Source organism: Rhodococcus sp. LW-XY12, assembly GCF_019317345.1.
Lineage (GTDB): Bacteria > Actinomycetota > Actinomycetes > Mycobacteriales > Mycobacteriaceae > Rhodococcus > Rhodococcus pyridinivorans.
The window spans coordinates 1,147,251-1,172,199 of sequence record NZ_CP079225.1 but is presented as its reverse complement, the minus strand read 5'-3'; the positions used below and the strand labels follow the sequence as shown (position 1 = coordinate 1,172,199).

At 67.8% G+C, this 24,949-nt stretch carries 23 protein-coding genes; 9 read left to right on the top strand and 14 right to left on the bottom strand.

The annotated features are described in order from the left end of the window. Nucleotides 1-137 precede the first annotated feature (137 nt). Nucleotides 138-1,070 (top strand): type I pantothenate kinase, encoded by a 933-nt coding sequence (coaA, locus tag KXC42_RS05645; protein ID WP_016691280.1) that lies wholly within the window; start codon nucleotides 138-140, stop codon nucleotides 1,068-1,070. Between the two features lie 74 nt (nucleotides 1,071-1,144). On the opposite strand, the gene KXC42_RS05640 is transcribed toward coaA, so the two are convergent. Next, on the bottom strand, nucleotides 1,145-1,912 hold the full coding sequence (locus KXC42_RS05640) for an isoprenyl transferase (protein WP_006553884.1): 768 nt from the start codon (nucleotides 1,910-1,912) through the stop codon (nucleotides 1,145-1,147). Nucleotides 1,913-2,069: 157 nt separating this feature from the next. On the opposite strand from KXC42_RS05640, the gene KXC42_RS05635 reads away from it, so the two are divergent. Both KXC42_RS05635 and KXC42_RS05630 read left to right on the top strand, forming a co-directional pair. After that, nucleotides 2,070-2,738: a hemolysin III family protein gene (locus tag KXC42_RS05635; RefSeq protein ID WP_024103272.1), complete on the top strand. Its 669-nt coding sequence runs from the start codon at nucleotides 2,070-2,072 to the stop codon at nucleotides 2,736-2,738. A 74-nt stretch (nucleotides 2,739-2,812) separates the two neighbouring features. Continuing rightward, nucleotides 2,813-3,730, top strand: coding sequence for a mechanosensitive ion channel family protein (locus KXC42_RS05630; RefSeq protein WP_033097237.1), 918 nt, complete (start codon nucleotides 2,813-2,815; stop codon nucleotides 3,728-3,730). Nucleotides 3,731-3,794: 64 nt separating this feature from the next. Here KXC42_RS05630 and KXC42_RS05625 read toward each other — a convergent pair whose 3' ends face one another. Genes KXC42_RS05625 through mca form a run of 3 tightly spaced genes read right to left on the bottom strand, consistent with a single transcriptional unit; the run spans nucleotide 3,795 to nucleotide 7,028 of the window. Further along, on the bottom strand, nucleotides 3,795-5,789 hold the full coding sequence (locus KXC42_RS05625; RefSeq protein ID WP_071934513.1) for a thioredoxin domain-containing protein: 1,995 nt from the start codon (nucleotides 5,787-5,789) through the stop codon (nucleotides 3,795-3,797). A 43-nt stretch (nucleotides 5,790-5,832) separates the two neighbouring features. Continuing rightward, nucleotides 5,833-6,153 carry a hypothetical protein gene (locus tag KXC42_RS05620; RefSeq protein ID WP_006553881.1) on the bottom strand — a complete coding sequence of 107 codons (321 nt, stop codon included), beginning with the start codon at nucleotides 6,151-6,153 and terminating at the stop codon, nucleotides 5,833-5,835. Beyond that, nucleotides 6,150-7,028 (bottom strand): mycothiol conjugate amidase Mca, encoded by an 879-nt coding sequence (mca, locus tag KXC42_RS05615; protein WP_006553880.1) that lies wholly within the window; start codon nucleotides 7,026-7,028, stop codon nucleotides 6,150-6,152. Before mca ends, KXC42_RS05620 begins: the two co-directional genes overlap by 4 nt. Nucleotides 7,029-7,190: 162 nt before the next feature. Between mca and KXC42_RS05610 the strand changes: the two genes are divergently transcribed. Continuing rightward, nucleotides 7,191-7,619, top strand: a complete 429-nt coding sequence (locus tag KXC42_RS05610; RefSeq protein WP_039584586.1) for a DUF4307 domain-containing protein — start codon at nucleotides 7,191-7,193, stop codon at nucleotides 7,617-7,619. Nucleotides 7,620-7,866: 247 nt separating this feature from the next. Next, nucleotides 7,867-8,361, top strand: coding sequence for a transcription elongation factor GreA (gene greA / locus KXC42_RS05605; protein ID WP_033097234.1), 495 nt, complete (start codon nucleotides 7,867-7,869; stop codon nucleotides 8,359-8,361). 92 nt (nucleotides 8,362-8,453) lie between these two features. Here greA and KXC42_RS05600 read toward each other — a convergent pair whose 3' ends face one another. The 7 genes from KXC42_RS05600 to KXC42_RS05570 all read right to left on the bottom strand — a co-directional run bounded on the left by KXC42_RS05600 (nucleotide 8,454) and on the right by KXC42_RS05570 (nucleotide 17,162). Further along, complete coding sequence (locus KXC42_RS05600; RefSeq protein WP_006553877.1) at nucleotides 8,454-9,815, bottom strand: bifunctional lytic transglycosylase/C40 family peptidase; 1,362 nt, start codon at nucleotides 9,813-9,815, stop codon at nucleotides 8,454-8,456. A 149-nt stretch (nucleotides 9,816-9,964) separates the two neighbouring features. Continuing rightward, nucleotides 9,965-11,875 (bottom strand): SEC-C domain-containing protein, encoded by a 1,911-nt coding sequence (locus KXC42_RS05595; protein ID WP_232238032.1) that lies wholly within the window; start codon nucleotides 11,873-11,875, stop codon nucleotides 9,965-9,967. Nucleotides 11,876-12,016: 141 nt separating this feature from the next. Beyond that, on the bottom strand, nucleotides 12,017-13,168 hold the full coding sequence (locus tag KXC42_RS05590) for a cystathionine gamma-synthase (protein ID WP_019288736.1): 1,152 nt from the start codon (nucleotides 13,166-13,168) through the stop codon (nucleotides 12,017-12,019). Between the two features lie 13 nt (nucleotides 13,169-13,181). Continuing rightward, nucleotides 13,182-14,567 (bottom strand): cystathionine beta-synthase, encoded by a 1,386-nt coding sequence (locus tag KXC42_RS05585; protein ID WP_006553874.1) that lies wholly within the window; start codon nucleotides 14,565-14,567, stop codon nucleotides 13,182-13,184. A gap of 149 nt (nucleotides 14,568-14,716) precedes the next feature. Beyond that, nucleotides 14,717-15,559, bottom strand: coding sequence for a Bax inhibitor-1/YccA family protein (locus KXC42_RS05580; protein WP_071934511.1), 843 nt, complete (start codon nucleotides 15,557-15,559; stop codon nucleotides 14,717-14,719). Between the two features lie 96 nt (nucleotides 15,560-15,655). Then, entirely contained in the window at nucleotides 15,656-16,798 is a 1,143-nt protein-coding gene (locus KXC42_RS05575) for a class I SAM-dependent methyltransferase (RefSeq protein WP_071934510.1), read from the bottom strand. 7 nt (nucleotides 16,799-16,805) lie between these two features. Continuing rightward, nucleotides 16,806-17,162 (bottom strand): hypothetical protein, encoded by a 357-nt coding sequence (locus KXC42_RS05570; RefSeq protein ID WP_006553871.1) that lies wholly within the window; start codon nucleotides 17,160-17,162, stop codon nucleotides 16,806-16,808. Between the two features lie 159 nt (nucleotides 17,163-17,321). On the opposite strand from KXC42_RS05570, the gene KXC42_RS05565 reads away from it, so the two are divergent. After that, nucleotides 17,322-20,822: a serine/threonine-protein kinase gene (locus KXC42_RS05565; RefSeq protein WP_219130005.1), complete on the top strand. Its 3,501-nt coding sequence runs from the start codon at nucleotides 17,322-17,324 to the stop codon at nucleotides 20,820-20,822. A gap of 57 nt (nucleotides 20,823-20,879) precedes the next feature. Continuing rightward, nucleotides 20,880-21,899: a magnesium transporter CorA family protein gene (locus KXC42_RS05560; RefSeq protein WP_037216292.1), complete on the top strand. Its 1,020-nt coding sequence runs from the start codon at nucleotides 20,880-20,882 to the stop codon at nucleotides 21,897-21,899. A gap of 29 nt (nucleotides 21,900-21,928) precedes the next feature. Here KXC42_RS05560 and KXC42_RS05555 read toward each other — a convergent pair whose 3' ends face one another. Continuing rightward, nucleotides 21,929-22,105 carry a hypothetical protein gene (locus KXC42_RS05555; protein ID WP_170318559.1) on the bottom strand — a complete coding sequence of 59 codons (177 nt, stop codon included), beginning with the start codon at nucleotides 22,103-22,105 and terminating at the stop codon, nucleotides 21,929-21,931. A gap of 119 nt (nucleotides 22,106-22,224) precedes the next feature. On the opposite strand from KXC42_RS05555, the gene KXC42_RS05550 reads away from it, so the two are divergent. Then, complete coding sequence (locus tag KXC42_RS05550; protein WP_019288742.1) at nucleotides 22,225-22,422, top strand: CsbD family protein; 198 nt, start codon at nucleotides 22,225-22,227, stop codon at nucleotides 22,420-22,422. Between the two features lie 163 nt (nucleotides 22,423-22,585). Here the strand turns inward: KXC42_RS05550 and KXC42_RS05545 are convergent, their stop codons facing one another. Further along, a complete protein-coding gene (locus KXC42_RS05545; RefSeq protein ID WP_006553868.1) occupies nucleotides 22,586-22,783 on the bottom strand; it encodes a hypothetical protein in 198 nt (65 codons plus the stop codon). Between the two features lie 220 nt (nucleotides 22,784-23,003). On the opposite strand from KXC42_RS05545, the gene KXC42_RS05540 reads away from it, so the two are divergent. Then, nucleotides 23,004-23,150 (top strand): hypothetical protein, encoded by a 147-nt coding sequence (locus tag KXC42_RS05540; protein WP_162836409.1) that lies wholly within the window; start codon nucleotides 23,004-23,006, stop codon nucleotides 23,148-23,150. A gap of 6 nt (nucleotides 23,151-23,156) precedes the next feature. On the opposite strand, the gene KXC42_RS05535 is transcribed toward KXC42_RS05540, so the two are convergent. Further along, entirely contained in the window at nucleotides 23,157-24,869 is a 1,713-nt protein-coding gene (locus KXC42_RS05535) for a hypothetical protein (protein ID WP_232238031.1), read from the bottom strand. Nucleotides 24,870-24,949: the final 80 nt, after the last annotated feature.

Here is a 24,949-nt window from a genome sequence, read left to right as displayed (position 1 = left end):
GTCGCTCGTCGGCGAGCCGACACAGGAGAACCCGCCGGAGTGGGGACCCCGGGGAGGCATCCGCCTGTGTCAGCGAGCACAATCCGTTACATGGACATGCAACGCCGCATCCGCCGCGCCACCGGGAAGCCGTGCCGATGGCTCGTCTGAACGAACCGAGCCCGTATGTCGAGTTCGACCGCAAGCAGTGGCGGACGCTGCGGAAGTCGACTCCCCTCGTCCTCACCGAGGACGAACTCATCGGGCTTCGGGGCCTGGGCGAGCAGATCGACCTCGCGGAGGTCGCGGAGGTGTACCTCCCCCTCGCCCGGTTGATCCACCTGCAGGTCGCAGCGAAGCAGCGGTTGTTCGCCGCGACCGCGACCTTCCTCGGGGAGAAGCATCCCGACCAGCAGGTGCCGTTCGTGATCGGTGTGGCCGGTTCGGTGGCGGTCGGCAAGTCCACCACGGCACGTGTGCTGCAGGCGTTGCTGGCACGCTGGGATCACCACCCGCGGGTGGATCTCGTGACCACCGACGGGTTCCTCTACTCCACCAAGGAACTGGTGCGGCGCAACATCATGCACCGCAAGGGTTTTCCCGAGAGCTACGACCGGCGCAAACTGCTGCGGTTCGTCACCGAGGTCAAGTCGGGAGCGAAAGAGGTTGCGGCGCCGATCTACTCCCACATCTCGTACGACATCATCCCGGGTCAGTACCACATCGTGCGGCAGCCGGACATCCTCATCATCGAGGGCCTGAACGTGCTGCAGACCGGTCCGCGGTTGATGGTCTCCGACCTGTTCGACTTCTCGATCTACGTCGACGCGCGTATCGAGGACATCGAGAAGTGGTACGTGGAACGCTTTCTCGCGCTGCGTAAGACGTCCTTCGCGGATCCCGAGGCGCACTTCCACCACTACGCGAACCTGTCGGACCGGGACGCGATGAGTGCCGCGAAGGAGATCTGGCACTCGATCAACCTGCCGAACCTGGTGGAGAACATCCTGCCCACGCGACCGCGCGCGACCCTGGTCCTGCGCAAGGACTCGGATCACGCCATCAACCGGCTCCGGTTGCGCAAGCTCTGACGCGCCCCGCCGCTCGGCCCTGTTCCAGGCGCCGAACCGGCGGGCGCCGTCAGGCGCCGAACCGGCGGGTGCCGTCAGGCGCCGAACCGGCGGTGCCGGGCGGCGTAGTCGCGCAGCGCGCGCAGGAAGTCGACCCGGCGGAACTCGGGCCAGTACGCCTCGGTGAACCAGATCTCCGAGTAGGCGGACTGCCAGAGCAGGAATCCGGACAGTCGCTGCTCGCCGGAGGTACGGATCACGAGGTCCGGATCGGGTTGACCGGACGTGTAGAGGTGGCTGTCGACACCGTCGACCGTCACGGACTCGACGAGCTCTTCGCCACGCAACCCCTGCGCGTAGCGCACCCGCAGGAGCGACTGCACCGCGTCGACGATCTCCTGGCGACCGCCGTACCCGACGGCGACGTTGACGTGCGTGCCCGTCCGGCCCGCGGTGCCGGCCGCGGCCTCGTGCAGCCGCTTGGCGTGGTCGGCCGGGAGCAGGTCGGTGGTGCCGACGATCTTCACGCCCCAGTTCTGGCCGGGCGCGGAGATCTCCTCCACCACGTCGGAGATGATCTCGAGCAGAGCATCGAGCTCCTCCGGGTCGCGCCGGAGGTTCTCGGTGGACAGCAGGTAGATCGTCGCCGTCTCGATACCGGCCGCGTCGCACCAGCTCAGCAGCTCGGCGATCTTCTTGGCACCTTCGCGGTGGCCGTGACTGACGTCGGTGAAGCCGTTCTCGCGCGCCCAACGCCGATTGCCGTCGCACATGACCGCGACGTGTCGCGGATGCCGTGCTCCGTCGAGTTCCTTCAGCAGCCTGCGCTCGTAGAGCCGGTACAGCAGTCCGCGGACGCTCACCCCGTCATCACCACGCGAGTCACATTACGCCCAGGCGTACGGACGGTCGCGTCGGTGGTCACAGAGTCTCCCGGAGCGCCCTCACGGGCTGTAACGTGACGACGGAACAAACCTACGGTTGCGTAGGTTACTGATCGGTACCGAGAGGAGCGCACGCATGACGGCATTCGGCCTCGAGGAACTACCCGTCAAACCGCGGATGCGCGGATGGATCCACGCCTGGGCCTTCGGTGTGGCCGTCATCGCCGGCGTCGCCCTCGTCTCGGCCGCCGCCTTCCTCGCCGACCGCCCGGACGCCGTACTCCCCGCGACGATCTACAGCCTCACCGTGTGCGGTGTGTTCGGCGTCAGCGCGCTCTACCACCGCCTGAACTGGGGGCCCCGGTCCCGCGTGTGGATGAAGCGCGCCGACCATTCGATGATCTTCGTGTTCATCGCCGGCAGCTACACCCCGTTCGCGACACTCGCCCTGCCCCCGGAGTCCGGGCGACCGCTGCTGATCGTCGTGTGGGCGGGCGCGCTGGCGGGCGTGGCCCTGAAGATGCTGTGGCCTACGGCGCCGCGCTGGGTCGGTGTGCCGCTGTATCTGCTGCTCGGATGGGCCATCGTGCCCGTTGCCGGACAGCTGGTCGCCGAGGTCGGTCTCGCTCCCATGCTGCTCCTGCTGGTCGGAGGGCTGTTCTACAGCGGAGGAGCGATCCTCTACGCGACCCGCTGGCCCGATCCGTGGCCCGCGACGTTCGGGCACCACGAGTTCTTTCACGCGGCCACGGTCATCGCGGCACTGTGTCACGCGATAGCGGTGTGGCTCGTGATTCTCGGTTGAAACCTCACCGACCGCTTCGTGCAACTTCTCACACCACCTGAAGCCTCCGGCACCCGTTTGTAAACTCGCGGGGGATGTCTATTCCGTTGCTCGCCTTCGAACTGACCGAGACCAACAGGGACTGGCTGATCCACCGGCCGCTCGCGATCGTGAGTTACATCGTCGTCGCGATCGTGCTCCGCTTCGTCCTCCACCGACTGATCGACCGCATGACGAAGCCGCGTGAGAAATCCGGCAAGCCCCGCCGATCGTTCCTCGCACCGCTGCAGGAACGCGCCGAACGCGCCATCGGTGATCCCTACGCGCGCGAACGCCGGATCCAGCGTGCCCAGACGATCGGCTCGGTATTCAAGTCCGGTGTGTCGGTCGTCGTGCTCGTCTGGGTGGTGCTGCAGACGCTCGACACGCTCGGCTTCAACGTCGCGCCGTTCATCGCCTCGGCCGGTATCGCCGGTGTTGCTCTTGGTTTCGGTGCGCAGAACCTCGTGCGGGACTTCATCTCGGGCATGTTCATGCTGCTCGAGGACCAGTACGGTGTGGGCGACGTGGTGGACCTCGGCGACGCGGTGGGCACCGTCGAGTCGGTCGGCCTGCGCGTGACGACCGTCCGCGACATCGACGGCACCCTGTGGTTCTGCCGCAACGGCGAGATCCTGCGCGTCGGCAACATGAGCCAGGGCCACGCGGTCTCCGTGATCGACGTACCCATCGCACCGACCTCCAATGTCGACCGCGCCTGCCAGATCGCCCTGCGGGCCGTACTCGACGGCGTCGAACGCGAGGACATCGCACCCGACGTCCTGGAGAAGCCCGAACTGCTCGGGGTCAACTCCGTGACGGCGGGTGCGGTGACGCTGCGGCTGACCGTGCGCGTGCGCGCCGGCAAGCAGTGGGCGATCCGCCGCAGTCTCACCCGCGCGGTGCTCGAGGCGTTCGATCAGAACGGCATCGAGTCGCCGAACGTCGCGGTCGCAGCCGCCGTGAGCAGCTAGACCCTCGAAGTAGAGGACCGAGCGCACCGATTCACCGCCCCTGGCACCGCCTGGCCCCGACGAGTCAGAGCGCGGCGAGCACCTCGCGCAGATCCGTCTCCGTCGTCACCGGCCGATCGCACACGAAGCCCCGGCACACGTAGGCCGCGGATGCTCCGTCGACGAGCGGCCGACCATCGAGCAGCGGCGACGAGTCGGGTTCGCCGCCCACCACGATCGCTCCCCCCGGTGCGAGCCGGCGCGCGAGGTCGAGGAGTGCGCCGCCACCCGCGACGGCGACCTGCAGCGGACCGCGCACCGACGCCTCGGCCACGGTCAGCCAGTGCCCTCCGGCACGCGGCGCTTTCTCGAGCAGGATCGAGGCCGCCGACAGCGACAGCGCGGCGGCATCGGCGTAGCGGGGGTCGTCGTGCACCAGCGCGGACAGACCGAGCAACGCCTCGGCGATCAGCGACGCCCCCGACGGCGTCGCCCCGTCGACCGGATCGCGCGGCCGGGCGACCAGCGATTCGGCGTCGTGCGCGGTGTCGAACCAGCTCCCGGGACGTTCCGGATCCGCGAACTGCGTGAGCGCGACGTCGGCGAGTTCTCGCGCGCGCTCGACCCAGCTCCGATCCCCGGTCCCCTGATGGACGGCGAGCAGCGCGGTGACGAGTGCTCCGTAGTCCTCGAGCACGCCCACCGGAGATCCGACGACACCTCCGAGCGACGCGCGGCGCAGTCGTCCATCGACGAGGTGCCGGTCGAGCAGGAACCGCGCGCACCTCGCCGCCGCGTCGATCCAGGCGGGTTCGCCCAGTGCGATGCCGGCCTCTGCCAGTGCGGTGATCGCGAAGCCGTTCCACGCGGTGACGACCTTGTCGTCGCGTCCGGGTTGCGCGCGATCCTGCCGGGCCGCGAACAGGCGTGCCCGCACGTCGGCGAGACGGGCCGGATCGTCGGGCTCGTCGAGCAGCTGCAACACCGAGGTGCCGTGTTCGAAGGTGCCGCCGGGAGTGACGGTGAAGGCCTCCGCGGCCCACCGGCCGTCGTCCGCGCCGAGCACATCGACGAGCTGATCGGGGGTCCACACGTAGGTCAGGCCCTCGACCCCGTCCGTGTCGGCGTCGAGCGCCGAGGCGAATCCGCCGTCGGTGGTGAGCAGGTCGCGCAGCAGGAATTCGGCGGTCTCCCGGGTGACCCGCGTCGGCAGTTCCGCGCCGGTCACCCGCGCGAGGTGCGCGTACAGCCGTAGGAGCAGCGCGTTGTCGTAGAGCATCTTCTCGAAGTGCGGCACCGTCCAGGCGGAGTCGACGCTGTAGCGGGCGAAACCGCCACCGAGCTGGTCGTAGATCCCACCTCGCGCCATCGCGTCGGTCGTGCGCTCGACGAGACCGAGCGTGTCGGCGGAGCGCGTGCGCTCGTATCCGCGCAGCAGGCCCTCGAGCAGGTTGGACGGCGGGAACTTGGGTGCGCCCCCGAAGCCGCCGTGTTCGCGATCCTCGTCGGTGGCGATCGCAGCGGCCGCCGCGTCGAGCAGGACCGCCTCGACAGCGGCCTCCCCGACGGGCAGTCCCCCGCTGCTGCGACGGAGTTCGGTGGCCACGGCGTCGGCGGCCTGCGAGACCTCATCGCGCCGGTTGTGCCAGGTCTGGGTGATGGCCTCGAGAAGTTGGACGAAGGACGGCATGCCGCCGCGCGGCGTGTTCGGGTAATACGTGCCGCAGTAGAAAGGCGAGCCGTCGGGGGTGAGGAAGCAGGTCATCGGCCATCCGCCCTGACCGGCCATGGCGACGGTCGCGTTCATGTAGACCGCGTCGATGTCCGGCCGTTCCTCACGGTCGACCTTGATGCACACGAAGTTCTCGTTCATGACAGCGGCCGTGGCCTCGTCCTCGAACGACTCGTGTGCCATGACGTGACACCAGTGGCAGGCCGCGTACCCGATCGACAGCAGGATCGGCACGTCGCGCTCGCGCGCCTCCGCGAGCGCGTCGTCGCCCCATTCCTGCCAGTGGACCGGATTGTCGGCGTGCTGCCTCAGATAAGGGCTCAGGGCGTCGGCCAGTCGGTTCGCCATGCCCCCACGCTACGGAAGGAGCACCGCCGGTGACGGCCGGTCGTCAGCTTCCCTTGGTGGGTTCCGGACGTTCCGGACCGGTGGCCTTCGTGCCGCCGGCCTTCTCCTCGGCTCCGCCGGGCATCGCACCCGGCAGCGTGCCGTCGTCCACGGCCTGGTCGGGTTCGGGATGCTCCGGCTGGAAGTTCTCGGGCAGCTTCTTCAGCCGCTTGTTCATGTTCCAGATCAGCAGAGCGGTCGCGACCAGCAGGACCACCACGATGGCCAGTCCGAGCGGAGACGCCTTGCCGAACTCGGGGCCGGTCGGCTCCTGGGCCAGAATCTCGACGGCCAGAACATCGACCGCGAGCGTGCCTATCGTCATTTGCCCTGTCCGTCCTCGATGCCCGCGAACAGATCCGTCTCGGGAAGTACCGTGCTCACGCGGGTCTTGGCCAACTCGAACTCCTCGGTCGGCCACACCTTCTGCTGGATGTCCAACGGCACCGCGAAGAAGGATCCGTTGGGGTCGATCTGGGTGGCGTGGGCCCGCAGCGCGTCGTCGCGCTTCGGGAAGTAGTCGCCACAGGTGATCTGGGTGGTCACGCGCCCCATGATGTCGCCCTGCTCGGTGCGCCACTTGTTGAGCCACTGCTCCATCGGGAACGGCTCCCCGCGACGCTCGTACTCCTCGCGGAACAGCTCGAGCCGCTTACGGATGAAACCGTGCGAGTAGTAGAGCTTGCTCACCGCCCAGGGCTCGCCCAGCTCGGGATGGAAATCCGGATCCGCGGCCGCTTCGTAGGCCGCGACCGACACCTCGTGGCACCGGATGTGGTCGGGATGCGGGTAGCCACCGTTCTCGTCGTAGGTGGTCATGACGTGGGGGCGGAACTCGCGCACCGACTGCACGAGCCGGCGGACCGGTTCGTCGAGCGGGATCGCAGCGAAGCAGCCCTCCGGCAGCGGAGGCTTGGGGTCGCCCTCGGGCAGTCCGGAGTCGACGAAGCCGAGCCACTGGTGCCGCACCCCGAGGATGCGGGCGGCCTCGGCCATCTCCTCCTGACGCACCTCGCTCATGCGTTCGCGAATGCCGGGCACGTCCATGGCGGGGTTCAGGATGTCGCCGCGCTCTCCGCCCGTGAGCGTGACCACCAGGACCTCGTGTCCCTCGGCCGAGTACCGGGCCATCGTGGCCGCGCCCTTGCTCGACTCGTCGTCGGGATGGGCGTGCACGGCCATGAGCCGTAGTCCGCTCACGTGTATTCCTCCACCTCACGTCGTCTGCTTCGCCGGAACCGACCCTGCGCCCGCGTCGCGGTCGCTACGGATCCGTCCTCTATAGTTCCACCTGATAATTCCGACGTCAGCCGTGACCCTGCGGCGACGCCCGATCCATCGTTCCGCTGTGAAAGCAAAGTGATGAGCAACACCCTGCCCACCGACCGGTACCCCTCCTCCCGGTACCCCGGGCCCCGCGTGTCGACACGCGGCAAGCGCTGGGGTTTCACCATCGCCGGTCTGCTCGCCGGGCTCGTCGTGGCGTTCGTGCTGTTCCAGAACAACTCGGCTCCGATCGAGTCGGAGGTCCTCGCCTTCGAGATCATCGACGACAGCACCATCGACATCCAGCTCAAGGTCACGCGGGACGATCCGTCCGAGGATGCTGTCTGCATCATCCGGGCGCGGTCGAAGGACGGCAGCGAGACCGGACGGCGCGAGGTCCTCATCCCGGCGTCCGATTCGCAGACGGTCGTGCTGACATCCACGGTCAAGACGTCACAACGCCCCGGAATGGGCGATACCTACGGCTGCAGCACCGAGGCTCCCGACTACCTCCGCGCACCCTAGGAATCTACCGCGACCAGCGGCTTCCTGCGCTTTTCCGGAGCAGCGACGATAGTGATGCTAAAATAGCCGGATACACGGTTCCACCCTTTGGGGCCGTGTATTGCTGCATAAGAGCATCAACAGACAGTACGACTTCCGTTCAGCCTGACAACCAGGGGGGACGACGGGGGTCGTGCTGTCGCGGTCGTTGCATGTGCACGACTTGTCCACGGAGCCGGGGGCTCCAACCCGAAGGAAGTGATCGAGGATGACCGAGACCCAGGTGACCTGGCTGACGCAGGAGTCGTACGACCGACTCAAGGCCGAGCTGGACCAGCTCATCGCGAATCGTCCTGTCATCGCCGCCGAGATCAACGAGCGTCGCGAGGAAGGCGACCTCAAGGAGAACGGCGGCTACCACGCGGCCCGCGAGGAGCAGGGCCAGCAGGAAGCCCGTATCCGTCAGCTCCAGGAGCTGCTGGGCACCGCCAAGGTCGGCGTTGCTCCGACCGAGTCGGGCGTGGCCCTCCCCGGTTCCGTCGTCACCGTCTACTACGCCGGCGACGAGTCCGACACGGAGACGTTCTTGATCGCGACCCGCGAAGAAGGTGCCCGCAACAGCGAGCTCGAGACCTACTCCCCCAGCTCGCCCCTCGGTGGCGCCCTGATCGACGCGAAGGTCGGCGAGACCCGCGAGTACACGCTGCCCAACGGCAACACCATGAAGGTGACACTGGTGAGCGCGGAACCTTACCGCGGCTGATCGCCGAGTGCCGCACCGCGGCAGTCCCCTCTGCAGCCGAAAGGCCCGACCGGATTCTCTCGGTCGGGCCTTTCGCGTGTTCACGGCAGGTGTCAGAAGATGCGCCGCGCCTTCATGTCGGGGAAGACCGGCCCCACCCGCACGACGTCGCCGGTGGTGGGTGCGTGCACCATCTGCCCGCCACCGATGTAGATGGCGACGTGACCGGGTCCGCCGGCCTGCCAGTTGCCGAACAGCAGGTCGCCGGGGCGCGCCGCGTACAGCGGCACCTCGGTGCCGATGTGCCACTGTGTCTCGGACGTGCGCGGCAGCGTGATGCCCGTCGCGGCGAAGACCGCGTACGACGTCAGGCCGGAGCAGTCGAAACCGCCGCCGGACGGCCCGTTGATATTGCCGCCACCCCAGACGTACGGCAGGCCGAGGTACTTGAAGGCAAGGTCGACGATGCGATTACCGACGTCGCCGGCTCCGCCTCCGATGCCCAGACCCAGGAACGGCGAGAGCATGCGGGCGAAGACGTGCTCGGTCGCGCGGATCTTCGCGACGTAGGGCTTCGTCTGGTTCTCGTAGTCGGGATGACCGGACGGCATGCCACCCGAGCGCTTCACCGCGCCGACGCCGGCGTTGTAGGCCGCGAGGGTCAGATCGAGGGTGTCGCCCTCGACCAGTCCGCGCTTCTTCCAGTCGTCGATGAGCTTGTAGTTGTCGCACAGGAGGTTGCCCGACGCCATGACCGGGTCGGCGATGCCGAGGACGTCGGCCTTGCCGTCACCGTCGGCGTCCTTGCCGTACTGGTCCCAGGTGCCGGGCATGAACTGTCCCGGGCCGCGGGCGCCGACCGGCGAGACCGGCGCGGTCGGGCCGTACCGGAAACCGTTCTCGGCGGAGTAGAGGGCCGCGAGGACCGGCGCGGAGACCCCTTCGCACAGTTCGCCGGCCTTCTTCAGCCACGGCGCGAACACTGCGATCGCACCGATGGGTGCGAGTCGCGTTCCGGGAAGGATGGCCGGGATCGACGGCAACGTGATCCCGGTGCCCGGGATCGTGGGACCCGGTTGCGGGTTCCCGACCACACCGGTCGCCGGGGGTTGGACCGGTATTCCGAAGGGCCCGGGACGCGCGGCCGGCGGTTCGGGCGCCAGAGCGGGCGGAGCTGCTTGCGGATCGGCGGGGTGCAGGGCCGCGGCCGCATCCTCGGGCAGATGCGGCTCGATCGCTCCCGCGACCGCCGTCGTCGCATCCGCGACCGCCTGTTGTGCTCCCTGCTGCATCGGTTCCGGCAAGGACGCGACGAGATTCGCCGCATCCGTGTCGGCGTTCTCGGCAGTTGCCTCGAACGACTCGATCGCCCCGTTGATCTGATCCTTGATCTCTGCTGGTAGGTCCACGCCCTGAACGAGCGCACTTGCTGCCGTAGCCACTGCCACGATGACCGCAGACGGGTCCACCGACATCCGCTACCCCCACATCCATCCATCAACCGCTCTCACCGTAGCTGTGAGGTCGATCACCAGTGCGGCTTCCGGATGTTCTTATCACATATATTCAGGAACACGTTCTAGTACTGGGACCAGTGGGACCGGTGCTTCCTGAGGGTCCGGAGTTACGGTTCCGGATAGAAGTCTGCGGCGTCCGGCTGGGTCAGGACGTCCATGATGTCCACCGGATCGACCGCGTCCTCGTCCAGCAGCGTGACGAGCGTGTCCCGCTGATCCTTCGTCACCGGTTCGCAGCCGCCGGGCATCACCCACCGGTCCTCCCCCACCGGCATCACACGGGCGCACAGCAACGTCCCGGCGGGCACCTCACCCGCGAGCCAGGGCACGGACACCTCCACCACCCGATCGCTACGGACGTTGCGCAGCGTGAGCGACTCCTCCGGCGCACTCGCCTCGACCTCGAAGACCGAACGCTCGACCGCCAGCCACGAGCGGGCGAGCTCGGCCTCGTCCTCGGGCAGCAACTCACCGCGACGCTCGACGAAATCCGCGAAGGCGCCGGCGTCGAAGAGCAGGACGTCCTCGACGAGAGGATCGGCGACGGCCTCGGCCACCGCGTCGTCGTCCCCGTAGCCGGAACGCGCCTCCGCCAGCGCGACCCGCTGTTCGGCCCATCCGGGTTCGAGGGCGTGCATGGCCGCCTTCATGTACAGCCAGTCGGAGCGTTCCTCGAGCGAGTGCTCGGCGCGCCCGAGATGGCACGCCTTGTACTTGCGGCCCGACCCGCACCAGCAGCGGTCGTTGCGGCCGAGCCCCGGGACCTCCTTCGGCCGGTACCGTTCGAGCACTTCGTGGAGGGGATGTTCGTCGCCGCCCGGCACCCGGGCGAGCAGAGACAGCCCCCGTATCGCGTCCCCGCGATCGGAAGCGAAGCGCGCGAGGTCGAACAACGGGAGGTCGAAGGCGGAGTCGAGGTCGGCCGAGCGCTCGTAGTGCCGTTCGGCTTCCGTGAGGCGTCCGGTCGATTCGGCCGCGCGACCGGCGATCCAGTGCGCTGCCCCCGCCGCACGTCGCGGCGCATGGTCGAGCAGCCACAGCGCGGCCTGTTCGATCGCCTCGGGCGCGAGCTTCTCCCCCACCAGTTCGTCGTAGACGGTCTCGGCGATCTCGGGATCGGACAGCACCGAGTACAGACCGGATTTTCCCACGGCGAAACGCTCGTCGAGTTCGGCGTCGTCGCCGCGTTCGAGGGCTTCGACCAGCGACGCGAACAGGGCCACGCCGGGCACGGCGTCGACGGGGATCCCGAGCTGTTCGGCATAGATCTCGAACATCGCCCGGTCGGAGTATCCGTCGAAGTCGAAACCGTTCGGTGCCACCAGGTCTCCGCTGCGGGCCAGACCGGCTCCGGCGAGCAAGTCCCCGAGCGGCAGGGACGGCGCGGAGAACGCGTCCGGTACATCGGCGAGCACGTCGAGGAAGGCGCCCCCGAGGCTCGCCACCTGCTGACGGGCGATGGTCTGTTCGAGCGCGTGCACGAATTCGGCCTCACTACTTCGGACTTCGTCGTCGACCGGAGCGAACGACAAGCGACCGTCCCGCACGGTGAGTGCGAGCAGGTCTCCCGCCTCGTGACCCGCCAGGGCTCCTTCGGGAAAGACGATCGTCTCCTTGCGGACGATCTCATCCGAATCCGGATCGTTTTGCGTGGCAGCAGCTTCGAATCCACCGGGCTGCACGAGATCGAACTCGTCGTCCTCGGAGACGAGCAGCAGGAGCGGTTCGATGTCGTCGACCGGGATCGCGTGCCGGTCGAGTTCGTCCGCGGTGAGGCGGTGTGTGAGCATCCTGCCCTCGAACAGCGCATCCGTCGCCGCGACACGGTCGTCGGACAACCACATCAACAGCGGATGCGGTTCCGACTGTTCGAGATCGATCATCACTTGCTCGGCCGAGCCGAATCCGTGCTCCTCGAGATGATCGGCCACCTCGTCGATCGTCATGGGTCCATGGCGCCGTACCGTGTCGAGCACGGTGTCCCACAGGGCGGATTCGGGATGTTCACTGTCCGTCACCACGTGATCGTACGGCGCCCGGCAATGCTTCCGGGGGCTATGCGGTTCCTTCCGCACGTCGCCGTCGATGTTTTCCCGATCGACAGGAGAAGAAGGCGTCCTTCGGGACGCCTTCTTCTCCTGTCTTCTACGACCGGTGTGTCAGCCGAGCGCCTGTTCGACGTCGGCGAGCAGGTCGGCGGCATCCTCGATACCCACCGACAGCCGGACGAGATCCTCGGGGACCTCGAGCAGCGACCCGGCGGTGGAGGCGTGGGTCATCGCACCCGGATGCTCGATGAGCGACTCCACACCACCGAGCGACTCGGCGAGGGTGAAGATCTCGGTGCGCTTGCAGAAGTCCAGCGCGGCCTGGCGGCCACCGGCGAGGCGCACGGAAATCATGCCACCGAAGCGACGCATCTGCTTGGCCGCGTACTCGTGGCCCGGATGCGATTCGAGACCCGGGTACAGCACCTTGGTCACGGCGGAATGTCCCGACAGGAAGTCGACGAGCTTCTCGGCGTTGTCGGAGTGCTTCTCCATCCGCACCGCGAGCGTCTTGATGCCGCGCAGCGTGAGGAAGGCGTCGAACGGGCCCGGCACGGCGCCCGCACCGTTCTGCAGGAACGCGAAGGCGGCGTCGAGCTCCTCGTCGTTCGTCACCAGCGCGCCACCGACGACGTCGGAGTGACCACCGATGTACTTGGTGGTCGAATGCAGCACGACGTCGGCACCGAAGGTGAGCGGCTGCTGCAGGTACGGCGACGCGAAGGTGTTGTCGACGACGAGCTTGGCACCACCCTCGTGCGCGATGTCGGCGAGCGCCGAGATGTCGCCGATGTTGAGCAGCGGGTTGGTGGGCGTCTCCACCCACACGAGCTTGGTGTTCGGGCGCACGGCCGCGCGCACCTCGTCGGCGTCGTTGATCGCGGCCGGGGTGTACTCGATCCCCCACTGCGTGAACACCTTGTCGATGAGACGGAAGGTGCCGCCGTACGCGTCGTTGGGGATGACGAGGTGGTCGCCCGGACGCAGCACCGAACGGAGCAGGCAGTCGGTAGCGGCCATGCCCGAGCCGAACGCCCGGCCGTAGGTGCCGTTCTCGAGCGCGGCGAGGTTCGCCTCGAGGGGACGACGGGTGGGGTTGCCGGTGCGGGCGTACTCGAAGCCGTTGCGCATCTCGCCGACGCCGTCCTGGGCGAAGGTCGACGACGCGTAGATCGGCACGTTGACGGCACCGGTCTGGGGGTCGGGCTCGTACCCGGCGTGGATGGCGCGGGTCGCGAAACCGTGCTGGTTCTGGTCTGTCATGAAGATCTGTGTCCTATCGGCCTTGAGAGATGAATCCGAGCAGGTCGTGGCGGGTGATGACACCGACGGGCTTGCCGTCGTCGATCACCATGAGCGCGTCGGTATCGCCGAACGCCTTCGTGGCGGAGTCGATCGACTCGCCCACGCCGATGTTCGGCAGCGGCGGGCTCATGTGCTTCTCGACCGGATCGGCGAGATTCGCGCGACCTTCGAAGACGGCGCTGAGCAGTTCGCGCTCGCTGACCGAACCAGCCACCTCACCTGCGGTGACGGGCGGTTCGGCACCCACGACCGGCATCTGCGAGACGCCGTACTCCCGAAGGATCTCGATGGCGTCGCGCACCGTCTCGGACGGGTGGGTGTGCACGAGGTCGGGCAGGTCGCCGCTCTTGCCGCGCAGCACGTCGCCGACGGTGGAGTCGTCGGGCTTGCCGTCGAGCGGCGCGCGGAGGAAGCCGTAGCTGGCCATCCACTTGTCGTTGAAGATCTTCGACATGTAGCCGCGACCACCGTCGGGCAGCAGCACGACAACGACCGCGTCGGGGCCCTCGCGCTCGGCAACCTGCAGTGCGGCGACGACGGCCATGCCGCAGGAGCCACCGACGAGCAGGCCTTCCTCGCGGGCGAGGCGACGGGTCATCTCGAACGAGTCGGCGTCGGAGACGGCGATGATCTCGTCGGGGATCGACGGGTCGTAGGCCGAGGGCCAGAAGTCCTCACCGACACCTTCGACGAGGTACGGCCGGCCGGTGCCGCCCGAGTACACCGAGCCCTCGGGGTCGACGCCGACGACCTTCACCGCACCGTTGGAGACCTCCTTGAGGTACCGGCCGGTACCCGAGATGGTGCCGCCGGTGCCGACGCCAGCAACGAAGTGCGTGATCTTGCCGTCGGTGTCGTTCCAGATCTCCGGGCCGGTGGTCTCGTAGTGGCTCGCCGGGCCCCCCGGGTTGGAGTACTGGTTGGGCTTCCAGCCACCGGGGAGCTCACGGGCGAGACGGTCGGAGACGCTGTAGTAGCTGTCGGGGTGCTCCGGCGGGACCGCGGTCGGGCACACGACCACCTCGGCACCGTAGGCCCGCAGCACGTTGCGCTTGTCCTCGCCGACCTTGTCGGGGCACACGAACACGCACTTGTAGCCGCGCTGCTGCGCGACCAGGGCCAGGCCGATGCCGGTGTTGCCGGAGGTGGGCTCGACGATCGTCCCGCCCGGCTTCAGTTCGCCCGACGCTTCGGCCGCATCGATCATCTTCACCGCGATACGGTCCTTGGAGCTGCCGCCGGGATTGAGGTATTCGATCTTCGCCGCTACGAGCCCCGATCCGGGTTTCACCACCGTGTTGAGCTTGACGAGGGGGGTGTTTCCGATGAGGTCGATGACGGAATCCGCAATGCGCATGACTCCATGTTCCCACGTCGTGGCTTTCCGGCAGGGTGACGGTGTACACCCCCCGGGAAAACACCCCCCTGGGAAACGACCTCTGCGAAACGACCCCTGCGAAACGACGAAGACCCCGGACCGTGGTCCGGGGTCTTCGTGGCGTACTGCTAGTCGTTCTGGAAGTAGCTGAGCAGTCGCAGGATCTCGACGTACAGCCACACCAGGGTAACGGTCAGGCCGAGGGCGACGCCCCAAGCAGCCTTCTCGGGGGCCTGTGCGCGGATCAGCTGATCGGCGGAGTCGAAGTCCAGCAGGAAGCTGAACGCCGCGATGCCGATGCACACGAGGCTGAAGATGATGGCGATCGGGCCGCCGTCGCGCAGGCCCAGGCCACCGTCGATGAAGAAGCCGGCGATGAGGTTGCCCAGCGCCAGGACCAGGACACCGACGAGGGCGCCGACGATCATGCGGGTCAGGCGCGGCGTGACGCGGATGGCGCCGGTGCGGTACACGACGAGCATGCCGAAGAACACGCCGAAGGTGCCGAGGACGGCCTGCGCGATCAGGGTCGCGCCGCCGGCGCCACCGAACGTGATGTCGGTGAACATGAACGACAGCGCGCCGAGGAAGAAGCCTTCCGCCACCGCGTAGGCGAGGACGATCGCCGGGTTGTCCATCTTGCGGCCGAACGTCGCGACCAGCACCAGGACGAGGCCGATCAGACCGCCGCCGATGACGAACGGAGCTGCCAGGCCGACGTTGGAGTTGACCAGGACATAGGAGATGAGTGCCGAGACGGCGAGCACGCCGAGCGTGATGCCGGTCTTGGTGACGACATCGTCGATCGTCATGGTCCGCTGGTCGGTGGGACGTGCCCACGGATCCGTCTGCGGCTGACCGAATTGCTGGGTGGCCTGCGCGGCGCCCGCCGTCGCAGAGCCGAACGTGGCGTATCCGCCGCCCTCTTGCTTGGGCAGGTTGCGGAACACCGGGTTACTGGTGGTGCGCACCGTGCACTTCCCTTCTCGTGGTCGCTTCTGTCCGTTCAACGAGGCAGTGACCTCACGAGTTCCCGTTTCGTCGAGAAAGCTCGGACTAATCGGACTCTACCGGCTCCGTACCGACCTGGTCACCGTGAACTTGCGGTTGCGGCCCTCGACGCGGGTCGGCCCGACGATGCCCGACAGCGCGGGGCGGTAGTCGAGGTGACGGTTGTAGACCGTCCACATCTGTCCTCCCGAGCGGAGGATCCGGGCTGCGGCGTCGAACATCTTGTGGGCCGCGCCGGTGTGCACGGCGGCGCCGATGTGGAAGGGCGGATTACACACCACGAGGTCGACCGACCCGGCGGCGATCGAACTCGCGGCGTCGTCGCGGAGCGTGTCGATCCGGTCGGCGAGCCCGTTCGCGGCGGCCGTCTCCGCGGCGGAGGCGACGGCGGCGGCGGAGTGATCGGTCGCGATCACGCGAACGTCGGGCAGTTGCCGGGCGAGCATCGCGGCGAGGATGCCGGTGCCGCAGCCGAGGTCCACCGCGATCTGCTCGTCCGTGTCGTTACGGGGGAAGTCGAGACGGGGGAAGAAGTCGAGGAGGAAACGGGTACCGATGTCGAGGCGCGGGCCGGCGAAGGCGGCCCCGTGCGCGACCACGGTGAGGCCGAGTTCGTCGAGCCTCTCACGGACGGGATACGAGGCCGGTCCGGGCGTTGCTCGGCGCGCGGTGAGCACACGCGACTTCTGCCGTCCCCGCGACGCGCGGACCTCTGCGAAGGACGCAGCGAGGACGTCGTTCATCGCAAGGCTGATGTGCTTGTCGCGGCCACCGGCGAACACGACGACCTCGGGGTCGGCGTGGCGGGCCACGATCTCGGCGATCTCGGTGAGCGCCGACAGCGAACGGGGAAGACGCAGCAGTACCACTCGGGCACCGGCGAGCAGGTCCGCGTCGAGTCCGCAGGAACGGTAGCGGTCGGTGAGATCCTCACGCTCGGCGTTCGCAGCCAAGGCGCGTTCGGCCACCACCGAGTCCTGATGCACCCGGATCCGCTCCGCGCCGAACCGGACGGCCGCACCCAGGGTCAGGGCGCCGTACTGGTCGTCGACGACCACGATCGTGCCCGGCGCTGCGGATTCCAGTGCGGGCGCGGCTTCGTCGAGGAGCAGGCGATCGGCCCCGTCGACGGCGAACAGGTTGGGCGCTTCCACATCCGGGAAGCGCCTCAACCTGTCGTACAACTCGTCGATCACCACTCGACCGTCAGCACTCGCCCTTTCCGGCGTTCTCGATGGCACGCAGGGTGTCGGCCTGCTCCTCTTCGCTGAGATCCTGCCAGGCCGGGAGCTGCTGCTGGGCGTCGGCGACGGCCTGGGCCGCTGCCACGCGGTCCTGGCCCCACTCCTCGAGCTCGTCGAGGTAGGGCAGCAGAGCCTCGCAGTTCTCCTCGTAGCTCTTACCGAGTTCGACGCTGGTGCCCGAGGTGCCGGCCTCCGCCGAAGCCGAGGTGCTCGTGGTGGTGGTGGTCTCCTCGGCCGAGTCGGATCCGTCCGAGGATCCACACGCCGCCGCAAGCAGGACCACACCTGCACCGAACAGCGCCGCGAGAGTCTTCTTCATCTATGTCCCACTTCTGGTCGCAGTGTCGTTTCGTCCGTTCCCGGTGAGGCACCGTGGTCCGGCCGGACCACGTTAGAACAGGGGCGACGCACGATCTGCGGCGGGCGTGCACATTTCGAGACTATCCTGGGGAAACGGCTTCCCGAGGTGATTGCGCCGATGACCGAGAACGATCCGGCCGCCACTGAGCGCGCGCCGATTGTCGACGTCGCAGAGACGGACATCGTGCGCGCGCTGCACGATGCCGGTTTCACCGACGCCGTGGAGATCGGCCGCGGCGGCTTCGGTGTGGTCTACCGCTGCCGGCAGGCCGAACTCGACCGCGACGTCGCGGTGAAAGTGCTGCGCCGCTCCCCCGAACCCGCCGATCTCGAACGCTTCCTACGCGAGCAACGCGCGATGGGGCGGCTCTCCGGCCACCCCAACATCGTCACCGTGCTGCAGGCCGGCGCGACGGACACGGGCCTGCCCTATCTGGTGATGCACTATCACCCGCACGACTCTCTCGACACCCGCATCCGGCGGCACGGACCGATCGCCTGGCCGGAGGCGGTCCGGATCGGAGTGAAGGTCGCCGGTGCACTCGAGACGGCGCATCGTTCCGACGTCCTGCACCGCGACATCAAGCCCGGCAACATCCTGCTCACCGAGTACGGCGAACCGCAGCTGACGGATTTCGGTATCGCCCGCGTCGGCGGCGGCTTCCGCACCACTGCCGGTGAGATCACCGGTTCCCCCGCGTTCACGGCACCGGAGGTGCTGCGCGGTCATGCCCCGACTCCGGCCGCCGACGTCTACGGCCTCTCCGCGACCCTGTTCGCGGCGATCACCGGTCACGCCGCCTTCGAGCGGAAGGAGGGCGAGAAGATCGTCGCGCAGTTCGTGCGCATCACCTCCGAGCCCGTCCCCGACCTGCGCGGCGAGGGCATCCCCGACGACGTGTGCGAGGCCCTCGAGCGCGGCATGGCGACCGATGCCGAGGACCGGCCGCAGACGGCCGCCGAGTTCGGCGATCTGCTCCGCGACGTCCAGCGCGCCCACAACCTGCCCATCGACGAGATGGCGCTGCCCGGGTCACCGCCGTCCGGCCCGCTCCCGCCGCGTTCGGCGCCACCGCTCACCGGACCGGCCTCGACGGTCTCCGGCCGGTCGTCCACGGTCTCGGGACGCACCGGTCCGTCCACCGCACCGTCGACCAGGTTCCGGCCGCCCTCGACCTCACGTCCTCTGATCGAACGCAGCCGTCTGATCTCGTTCCTGCGGGCAGGCGGACGACGCCGTCTCGTCGCCATCCACGCCCCCACCGGCTTCGGTAAGTCCACCCTCGCGACGCAGTGGCGCAACGTACTCGCCGCCGAGGGAGTGCCGGTCGCGTGGTTGACGGTGGACAGCGACGACAACAACGTCCTGTGGTTCCTCGCGCACCTCGTCGAGGCCATGAAGCAGATCCGGCCGGTCCTCGCGCGCGAACTGGGCCAGATCCTCGACGCGCACGGCGACGAGGCCGAACGGTACGTACTGTGCACGCTCATCGACGAGTTGCACCGCACCGACACCGCGGCGACGCTGGTGATCGACGACTGGCACCGCGTCACGTCGACGGAGACCGTCGCTGCCCTCGAGTTCCTGCTCGACCGCGGATGCCATCACCTGCAGCTCGTGGTGACGAGCCGCAACCGATCCGGACTTCCGCTCAGCCGCATGCGTGTTCGCGACGAGCTGGTCGAGGTCGATTCGACGGCATTGCGGTTCGGGGTGGACGAATCGAACGCCTTCTTGCGCGACATCGGCGGGATAGACCTCGGCCCCGAGGACGTGGAGGATCTCACCCGCACCACGGAGGGCTGGGCCGCAGCCCTGCAGCTCGCGTCGTTGTCGTTGCGCGACAGCGACGATCCGTCGTGGCTCATCGAGAACATCACCGGTCGGCACCACGCGATCGGTGAGTTCCTCGCCGACAACGTGCTGGCCGGTCTCGAACCCCGGATGTACGAATTCCTCCTCGCGACGAGCATCACCGAATCGATCAGCGGCAGCCTCGCCGCGGCGCTCACGGGCGATCCGCGCAGCCAGGCGATGCTCGAGGAGGCGGAGGAACGCGACCTGTTCCTGCGGCACGTCGACGACGAACGCGTGTGGTTCCGCTATCACCACCTGTTCCTCGACTTCCTGCGTCGACGTCTCGAACGCGACCATCCCGAGAAGGTCGCGGACCTGAATCGCACCGCCGCCGACTGGTTCGCCCGCAACCGCATGCTGCAGGAGGCCGTCGACCACGCCCTCGCCGCCAACGACACCGACTTCGCCGTCGACCTGCTCGCCGACGACGGCATGTACCTGATGGAGCACGGGCACATCGCCACGCTGCTCGCCCTGATCGACAAACTGCCGCCGCGGGCCGGCGCAAACGATCCGCGCCTGCTGCTCACGCAGGCCTGGGCGAACAGTGCGCTGCTGCGGTTGGACCGATGCCGCAGAACCCTCGCGGCAGTACGGGAATTGCTCGACCGTGGGGTGACGGACAGCTACGACGTCGAAGCACTCCGCATCGAGGCGGATGCCGTCGAGGCGTCGATCCTGATGAACTCCGACCGCATCGACGGCATCTACGAACTCATCGCGCCGTGCCTGGAGAATCCGACCTCCGTGCACCCGTGGGTGGTGGCGGCCGCAGCCGACTTCGCCTCGTACGCCGACATCTTCCGCTTCGACTTCACCTCAGCGATCCGGCGGCAGGAATGGGCGGAGCCCTACCACCGCGAGACCCGCGGACCGTTCGCGTCGATCTACGGTCAGTGCCTGTGCGGCATCGCCGCGAACGAACGACTCGACGTCGCCTCGGCCGAGAAGTACTTCCGCACAGCGCTGCGCCGAGCGCGACGAAACGGCGGAATCCACACCCACGGAGGGCGTCTCGCCGCTGCCATGCTCGGAGAGCTGCTCTACGAACAGGGACGGACCGCCGAGGCCGAAGCACTGCTCGACGAGAGCAACCTGCTCGGAATAGAAGGCGGTGGAACGGATTTCCTCATCGCTCGCTTCGGTACCGCTGCGCGCCTGAAGATGTTGCAGGGCAACCGGGAGGAAGCCGTCGCCCTGCTCACCGAAGGACTGCGGGTCGCGGCGCTGCACGACCTGCCGCGCCTGCGGGCACGCATCGAGAACGAACGGGTCCGGCTCGGAATCGCCACTCCAGGCCCCTCGACACGCACGATGCCGGAGAACACCACACCCCACCCCGACGGAACCGTCGAGATCACCCTCCAGATCGAGGACTCCACCGCGATCCGGCTGCTCAGCGAGAACGAGGAGCCCGAGGCGGCGGAACAGGCCGTCGGATGGGCGCGGATGTGGGTACAGCGCACCACCTCGCGTCCCCGCGCCCACCTGCAGGCCCACCGTCTGCTCGCCTCCTGCCTGCACGCGGCCGGACGCATCGAGGAGGCCGAGGAGACCCTGGCCGTCGTGGTCGACGCGTGCGCGGCGCGCGGAATGGTGCGCTATCTGACCGACGGCGGGCCACACGTGATCGCCACGCTCACCTCGATGCGGGTACGGATCGAACAGGGTCTGCGGCCTGACGATCGGCCACGGATCGACCTCGGGTTCGTCGACGAGGTGCTGCGATTGGTGGACACCGAGCATCGTCCTGTCGTGTGAGCCCGGTCGTGACGGGAACGTGGTGTGAAGCCCGCCGATTTCGGGGACACTGCCGAGGTGACGGACCGATACGACAACTCCATCCGGACCCGGCGGTGGGCCCACGGGAAACTCGTCGACGAAGGTTTCCCGCTCTCAGCCGTCTCGGAGCATCTCGCCGATCCCGAGGCCCTCGTCTGGGTGGATCTGTGGAATCCCGAGCACACGGCTCTGCTCGAACTCGCCGAGGAATGGAACCTCGACCCGCACGCCGTCGAGGATTCGCTCGCACACGGCGAGCGCACGAAGGCCACCCGCTACGCCACCCATACCTTCCTCACGGTCTACGCGACACACCTGTTTCCGGATTCCGAGGACGAGAATCAGGCGCACGAGTCCCGGCTCCGCACCACCCGGATCTCCGCCTTCGTCCTGCCCCGCGGCGTCGTCACCGTTCGCCGCGGCACTCCCTTCGACATCGACGAGGCGGTGCGCAGGTGGGACGAGAACACCGACCTGCTGCAGTACGGACCGGGTGCGCTGATCCACGGCCTGCTCGACACGGTCGTCGACGGGCAGTTCGAGACCATCCAGGAACTCGACGACGCCGCCGAGGACCTCGAGGACTGCCTCTTCGAGGACGGCGCCTCCACCCGGCAGATCCAGCGACGCGTCTACCGGCTCCGCAAGGAACTCGTGCAGCTCCGGCGGGTTGTGCTGCCGATGCGCGAGGTCGTCAATGCCGTCCTGCGGACCCGCGCCGAGAGCAACCACCACCCCGAACTCGACAGTTCCTACAACGACCTCTACGACCACGTGATGCGTGCTGCGGAGTGGACCGATTCACTGCGCGAGATGGTGAACACCGTCTTCGAGACGAACCTGTCGCTGCAGGACGCGCGCCTGAACATCGTCATGAAGAAACTGACGGGATGGGCCGCGATCATCGCCGTCCCCACGGCCGTCACCGGTTGGTACGGCATGAACGTGCCCTATCCCGGGGTAGGCGAGGCCTGGGGACTGATGAGTGGGGTCGGGATCATGGTCGTGTCGGCGATCGTGCTCTACGTGCTCTTCAAGCGCCGCGACTGGTTGTGAACCCCGCGTTGCTCGGTGAACGGCTCTGTTCAGAGGAAAACTACGAGCAGCACGACGATCACGACGACCACCGCGACGGCTGCGATCACCGCACCCGCCGAACGCCGGCGCTGCACCGGCCCGTCGCGGACGAGTTCGGGATCGGCGTCGGGCGCGTCCCCGATCGGGTCGTCGTTCTCGGGACCGGAGTTGGTGGGATGCGACATCGGTCTCCTCCTGGCTGTCTGTGTCGAAGTCTGACACGGACGAGCCGGTCGTGTTCGGTTTCAGGCTGTTCGGGTGGGGTACTCCGTCAGAGCAACGTTCGATGACACAGGAGGACCCCATGGCCGACTTCGTCGATAAGGCAAAGCACAAGGCAGAAGAAGCGGGCGGCAAGATCAAGGAGAACACCGGTCAGGCGACCGGCGATCGTGATCTCGAAGCCGAGGGTCGCGGTGACCAGGCCTCCAGCGGTCTGAAGCAGGCAGGCGACAAGGTCTCGGATGCCGTCGAGAACGTCAAGGACGCTTTCAAGAAGTAGCCCTTGAACTGCGCGGTGCCGGTAGTTACGACTACCGGCACCGCGCTGTTGAGGTGCTCGGCACCGCGCTGTTGAGGTGCTCGGCACCGCGCTGTTGAGGTGCTGCACGCACCGCGCTGTGTCGGTGCGTGCAGCACCCCGCTCTCACGGGGTGCTGCCGGGACTACTTCGAGGAGGTGCCTTCGGTGTCGTCGAAGAAGTGCCAGGTACCGTCCTGCTCGTTCTGCGCCTCCATACGCCAGCCGAGTTCGCTGTTGTCGGCGCGCTGGTCGACGAACCAGGCGTGCGCGTCGTCCGCGCTCTCGATTTCCTTGGTATCCACGACGTTCCCGGTCGGGTCGATCACTCTGTAGGTAGCCATGCCGAGTGTCTTCCCACGCGACTCGCCGGTCAAACGTCGCGCGAACCTTCTGGTGTAGGGTGGAGACATCGTTCGGCTCGCACATGATGAGCAACCTCGCACCACAGTGCCCGAAGGTTCCGAACCGGACGTGAGAGTTCCCCGCCGCGTGTACCGCGGCCCCTCTTCTTCGCACTGCCCCACGGCCGGGGACTACCCGGCCGCACCCGAAAGGACGGCCATGAGCCAGAACAAAGAATTCGACGGACCCCTCTTCCTCGCGCCCACCACTCCGGAGACCGACGCCGAGACCGAACCCGTCACCGCTGTCGCCGAAGTGGGCGGTCCCCACGACTACACCTCGATCTTCTCCGCGCGCGGCGCCTGATCCGCATCACCCGACTGTGAAGCTACCGACTCGGTCGGCTGCGAAGTCGGCGAGCGTCTGCGATACCTGCTCGGGCCGCCCGTCGTTCTGATCGGCGGCCGCAGTGAGTACATCGATGTGCTTGTATCCGGGCAGCACCCACCTGCGTTCGTTCGGATGATCCTTCTCCGGCAACGGGATCCCGCCGCTCGCCACCAGCGTCACCACAGGATTGCGCGCGACACCGTCGCGGTGGAGATGCCCTTCGAAGCGGGTCGCCGATACGAGGTCGAACGGAAGCCTCGACGGGAAGTACCACTCGGTGAAATCCAGTGGTGGCTCCGACAGATTCCGCGCCAGCTCCGCGATCGACGTCACCTCGCTCCCCCGATCGGTGTACCGCGCCTCGTCGGGTGACGACGCCCCAGTGCCCACCTCGTCGTAGTCGAGCCACCGGTAGACGACTCCCGGATCCGCGAACACCGCCGGCGACGCCTTGAGCGCATCGCCGAAGAATCCCGACCCGAGCACCTCCGGCGTGGCGGGAACAGGAAACAGCTTGTCGCGCACGGGCGCCCCGGTAATGAATCCGACGCTCACCTGCAGGAACCCCAGCGGTTGCGAATTGTCGTCGAGGATCGCGCCGAGCACCGCCTCGTTGGTCGCGTTCAACGTCCGCACATCCGGGTCGCCCGTCGCGAACATCGCGTAGTCCCCCGACAACAGAGTGCGCAACGTCCAGTCGATGTTCGGGTTGTCGGGCATGCGCGGGACAATGCCGTCGGTGCTGTCCGGGTCCAGTCGCGCGGCGAGTCCGGTGAGTGCGAGCAGATTCGTCGTCTCGGGATTGATGACCGTGGGAAGTGCCAGCACCGGCGATGCCGTCGAGATGGAGCCGAAGAACGCATCGACTGGCGCCCAGACCGCTTCGGGCAGATCCGGGAGGGCACTCTGCCCGGGGGAGGGCGCTCCCGCCTCGATCACCGTATCGAGCGCAAAGTACCCGCCGCACTGGTTGTAACCGGCGTCGCCCGTGGTGGCGGGATCTCCGTCGAAGTCCCATTCCGCGAAGTAGCCGGTGATGAAACCACCGAGAGAATGTCCGCCGCACAACACTTTCCGTTTCCGCAGTTCCGGGTCGGAGAGTTCGTGACGCAGCAGGTCGTACTGGTCGCGCAGCGTCTGCTCGATGCCGACATGCGAGAGCCACGCGACGTCGGCGCCGCTCGCGTGGCCGGCGAATCGTCGCCCGTCCACTTCGGCACCGCGGAAGTAGTAGTCGGTCGCGGTGTCGAGCGAACCCGTCCGCAGTGCCGCCCGGGTACCGGTGTGGTCCTCGAGGCAGTTCGATCGCCGGTCGAGTGCCCAGAACTCGACGTGGGCACCACGGGCCGCGGCCGCGACGACGGTGTTGCGCGCGATGCTCTCGAACGCGCCCGCTCCCTCGAAGATCCCGGGCTGGGCGACGAGGATCCGGTCGGCGTCGGCCGAACTCTCCGGTCCGTCGGCCGACCGCCACCGCAGATACGACAACCGGTCGCACGCGGCGGGTCGCAGTCCCGCTTCCGCCGGCAGCGGCGCGGGTATCGACACTACGGACCCGAGCACCTCGCCGGCCAGCGGCGCCGACGAGTCATACGGCATTTCGGTGCGTCCGCTCGTCTCCGCCGACACCACCGATGCCGTCAGGACACTTCCCATCACCGCCGCAGCCATCGCGGCGCCCATCATTGCGCGCATCCCATCCCCCGATCGGTTCGTGCGTATTGAACACCGTTGCGGGAGTCGGGTCTACGGAAACAACAGAAGAACGGACCCGT

Excerpts from the sequence above, each read along its gene's own strand:
- coaA (WP_016691280.1), top strand. The coding sequence starts at position 138 with ATGGCTCGTCTGAACGAACCGAGCCCGTATGTCGAGTTCGACCGCAAG.
- KXC42_RS05635 (WP_024103272.1), top strand. The coding sequence starts at position 2,070 with ATGACGGCATTCGGCCTCGAGGAACTACCCGTCAAACCGCGGATGCGC.
- KXC42_RS05630 (WP_033097237.1), top strand. The coding sequence starts at position 2,813 with ATGTCTATTCCGTTGCTCGCCTTCGAACTGACCGAGACCAACAGGGAC.
- KXC42_RS05625 (WP_071934513.1), bottom strand. The coding sequence starts at position 5,789 with ATGGCGAACCGACTGGCCGACGCCCTGAGCCCTTATCTGAGGCAGCAC.
- KXC42_RS05620 (WP_006553881.1), bottom strand. The coding sequence starts at position 6,153 with ATGACGATAGGCACGCTCGCGGTCGATGTTCTGGCCGTCGAGATTCTG.
- KXC42_RS05610 (WP_039584586.1), top strand. The coding sequence starts at position 7,191 with ATGAGCAACACCCTGCCCACCGACCGGTACCCCTCCTCCCGGTACCCC.
- greA (WP_033097234.1), top strand. The coding sequence starts at position 7,867 with ATGACCGAGACCCAGGTGACCTGGCTGACGCAGGAGTCGTACGACCGA.
- KXC42_RS05600 (WP_006553877.1), bottom strand. The coding sequence starts at position 9,815 with ATGTCGGTGGACCCGTCTGCGGTCATCGTGGCAGTGGCTACGGCAGCA.
- KXC42_RS05590 (WP_019288736.1), bottom strand. The coding sequence starts at position 13,168 with ATGACAGACCAGAACCAGCACGGTTTCGCGACCCGCGCCATCCACGCC.
- KXC42_RS05585 (WP_006553874.1), bottom strand. The coding sequence starts at position 14,567 with ATGCGCATTGCGGATTCCGTCATCGACCTCATCGGAAACACCCCCCTC.
- KXC42_RS05570 (WP_006553871.1), bottom strand. The coding sequence starts at position 17,162 with ATGAAGAAGACTCTCGCGGCGCTGTTCGGTGCAGGTGTGGTCCTGCTT.
- KXC42_RS05565 (WP_219130005.1), top strand. The coding sequence starts at position 17,322 with ATGACCGAGAACGATCCGGCCGCCACTGAGCGCGCGCCGATTGTCGAC.
- KXC42_RS05555 (WP_170318559.1), bottom strand. The coding sequence starts at position 22,105 with ATGTCGCATCCCACCAACTCCGGTCCCGAGAACGACGACCCGATCGGG.
- KXC42_RS05550 (WP_019288742.1), top strand. The coding sequence starts at position 22,225 with ATGGCCGACTTCGTCGATAAGGCAAAGCACAAGGCAGAAGAAGCGGGC.
- KXC42_RS05545 (WP_006553868.1), bottom strand. The coding sequence starts at position 22,783 with ATGGCTACCTACAGAGTGATCGACCCGACCGGGAACGTCGTGGATACC.
- KXC42_RS05540 (WP_162836409.1), top strand. The coding sequence starts at position 23,004 with ATGAGCCAGAACAAAGAATTCGACGGACCCCTCTTCCTCGCGCCCACC.
- KXC42_RS05535 (WP_232238031.1), bottom strand. The coding sequence starts at position 24,869 with ATGCGCGCAATGATGGGCGCCGCGATGGCTGCGGCGGTGATGGGAAGT.